The organism is Stenotrophomonas sp. YIM B06876, from assembly GCF_030711595.1.
GTDB lineage: Bacteria > Pseudomonadota > Gammaproteobacteria > Xanthomonadales > Xanthomonadaceae > Stenotrophomonas.
The window spans coordinates 1-2920 of record NZ_JAUJUJ010000088.1; the positions used below are offsets into that span (position 1 = coordinate 1).

General features: G+C 68.2%; 4 protein-coding genes and 1 pseudogene. All 5 read right to left on the reverse strand.

All coding sequences use genetic code 11. The annotated features are described in order from the left end of the window. Positions 1-630: 630 nt before the first annotated feature. Positions 631-810, reverse strand: a pseudogene (locus QZH66_RS14750) (hypothetical protein); the annotation flags it as partial. A gap of 48 nt (positions 811-858) precedes the next feature. Next, positions 859-1329 carry a hypothetical protein gene (locus QZH66_RS14755; protein ID WP_305806677.1) on the reverse strand — a complete coding sequence of 157 codons (471 nt, stop codon included), beginning with the start codon at positions 1327-1329 and terminating at the stop codon, positions 859-861. An 89-nt stretch (positions 1330-1418) separates the two neighbouring features. Next, entirely contained in the window at positions 1419-1676 is a 258-nt protein-coding gene (minE, locus tag QZH66_RS14760) for a cell division topological specificity factor MinE (protein WP_305806678.1), read from the reverse strand. A 2-nt stretch (positions 1677-1678) separates the two neighbouring features. Then, positions 1679-2488, reverse strand: coding sequence for a septum site-determining protein MinD (gene minD / locus QZH66_RS14765; RefSeq protein WP_305806679.1), 810 nt, complete (start codon positions 2486-2488; stop codon positions 1679-1681). Positions 2489-2522: 34 nt separating this feature from the next. Then, positions 2523-2920, reverse strand: a 398-nt coding sequence (gene minC / locus QZH66_RS14770) for a septum site-determining protein MinC (RefSeq protein WP_305806680.1), incomplete at its 5' end; no start/stop codon positions are given.

The window sequence follows — 2920 nt, forward strand, 5'->3', positions numbered from 1 at the left end:
GGCAGCGCCCCGCTGGAGCCGGCCGATGTAGCGCGGGGCAGCGCCGCTCTGGAGCCAGCCGATGTAGCGCGGGGCAGCGCCCCGCTGGAGCCGGCCGATGTAGCGCGGGGCCGCGCCCCGCTGGAGCCGGCCGATGTAGCGCGGGGCCGCGCCCCGCTGGAGCCGGCCGATGTAGCGCGGGGCCGCGCCCCGCTGGAGCCGGCCGATGTAGCGCGGGGCCGCGCCCCGCTGGAGCCGGCCGATGTAGCGCGGGGCCGCGCCCCGCTGGAGCCGGCCGATGTAGCGCGGGGCCGCGCCCCGCTGGAGCCGGCCGATGTAGCGCGGGGCCGCGCCCCGCTGGAGCCGGCCGATGTAGCGCGGGGCCGCGCCCCGCTGGAGCCGGCCGATGTAGCGCGGGGCCGCGCCCCGCTGGAGCCGGCCGATGTAGCGCGGGGCAGCGCCGCTCTGGAGCCAGCCGATGTAGCGCGGGGCAGCGCCCCGCTGGAGCCGGCCGATGTGGCGCGGGGCAGCACCGCGCTGGAGCCAGCCACTGTAGCGCGGGGCAGCGCCCCGCTGGAGCCGGCCGATGTAGCGCGGGGCAGCGCCCCGCTGGAGCCGCTACGGCATGATCTTGCCGCTCACGCGAGAAATCTATTCCGGCAACAACTTGCGTTCGACCAGCCACGCTCTCGCGTCTTCGGCATCGCCTTCGAACCACGCCCGCGTCGATCCCAGCCGATAGGTGTAGCCCCAGGCGTCCATGTCGGCCATCAGCCGCGCGCTGCCGACCCCGGGCAGTTGCGCGGCCAGCAGGATCTGCAGATAGCAGGTGGNCCGCTGGAGCCGCTACGGCATGATCTTGCCGCTCACGCGAGAAATCTATTCCGGCAACAACTTGCGTTCGACCAGCCACGCTCTCGCGTCTTCGGCATCGCCTTCGAACCACGCCCGCGTCGATCCCAGCCGATAGGTGTAGCCCCAGGCGTCCATGTCGGCCATCAGCCGCGCGCTGCCGACCCCGGGCAGTTGCGCGGCCAGCAGGATCTGCAGATAGCAGGTGGCGTCTTCTTCCTGCACCGAATCGGTGGCATCGGTATGCACCTGCGCGCGACGCTCGGCCGGCAACACGATCAGGTGGCAGGCTTCATGCAGCATCGAATGCACGGGGGTGTCCGCGCGCACATAGACGTCGCTGGCGATCACGCCGGCTTCCGGCTCGCCCCAGTAGCTGCCGGGGATTTTCTGTCCGTCCCCGATGCGGTTCAGGCGCAGGCCGTGGCGGGCGAGCAGGTCGCTGGCGGCGGCCCAGTCGATGGCGCCGACGCGGATGACGTCAGGGGCGGGTTCCACGGCAGGGGCGGGAGGGTTGGACATGGGCACGGGCAGGCAATGACAAGGGCCGCACTGGGCGGCCCTTGCGCGGAGTCATCGGGAGGGGCTCAGGCCTGCGGGCCTTCCGGCAACGCGACGGAGATATCGAGCACGTCGTGTTCGCCGTCCTTGACCAGGTCCACCTTCACCGCATCGACGTCGATGTTGACGTACTTCTTGATCACTTCCAGCAGCTCGCGCTGCAGCAGCGGCAGGTAGTCCGGACCCCCGCGGTGGCTGCGTTCCTGCGCGATGATGATCTGCAGGCGGTTCTTCGCAGTTTCGGCGGTGGTTTTCTTGGCCTTGAGGAAATCGAACAGTCCCATCTTCACCCTCCGAACAGCTTGCTGAAGAAGCCCTTCTTCTCAACAGTGGTAAAGCGCATCGGCCGTTCTTCGCCCAGAATCCGGCTGACTGCGTCCTCATAGGCCTGTCCGGCCGGCGACTCGGCATCCAGGATCACCGGCTCGCCCTTGTTGGAGGCATTGAGCACGTCACCGGATTCGGGAATCACGCCCAGCGCCTTGAGGCCCAGCACTTCTTCAACGTCGTTGATGCTCAGCATCTCGCCGCTTTCCACCCGTGCCGGGCTGTAGCGGGTCAGCAGCAGATAGGCGGGCACATCATGGCCGCTCTCGGCCTTGTGGGTCTTGGAGTCGAGCAGGCCGATGACGCGATCGGAGTCGCGCACCGAGGACACTTCCGGATTGACCACGACCACCGCACGGTCGGCGAAATACATCGCCAGGAACGCGCCTTTCTCAATGCCGGCCGGAGAGTCGCACAGGATGTAGTCGAAACCTTCGGCGGCCAGGTCCTTGAGCACCTTCTCCACGCCTTCCTTGCTCAGCGCATCCTTGTCGCGGGTCTGCGAGGCGGCCAGCACGAACAGGTTGTCAAAGCGCTTGTCCTTGATCAGGGCCTGCTTGAGGGTGGCCTCGCCGTGGACGACGTTGACGAAGTCGTACACCACGCGGCGTTCGCAGCCCATGATCAGATCGAGGTTGCGCAGGCCGACATCGAAGTCGATGACTGCGACCTTCTTGCCGCGACGCGCCAGGCCACACGCCAGGCTTGCGCTGGAGGTGGTCTTGCCAACGCCGCCCTTGCCGGAGGTGACTACGATGATTTCAGCCAAAGGATTTCTCCACAATATTCGGGGGTGGGCTGCGTCAATCCAGCGCAGCGATTTTTATCTGGTCCTGTTCCAGCCATACCTGCACGGCTTTGCCGCGCAGGTCCGCCGGAACATCGTCCAGTACCTTGTAATGACCCGCAATGGCGACCAGCTCGGCGTGGAAGTCACGGCAGAAAATCCTTGCGCCGGTATTGCCCTGGGCGCCGGCCAGGGCACGGCCACGCAGCGTACCGTAGATATGGATGCTGCCATCGGCGATCACCTCGGCGCCGGCGCCGACCGTTGCCAGCACCGTCAGGTCGCAGTTTTCAGCGTACAGCTGCTGGCCTGAGCGGACCGCGGTGCGTTGCATGCGCCCGGGTTGCGGCGTTGCGGTCTCCGCCACGTCGGCAGGCGGGGCCGCGGCCGGCGCCGTTTCGGCGCGGGCCGGGG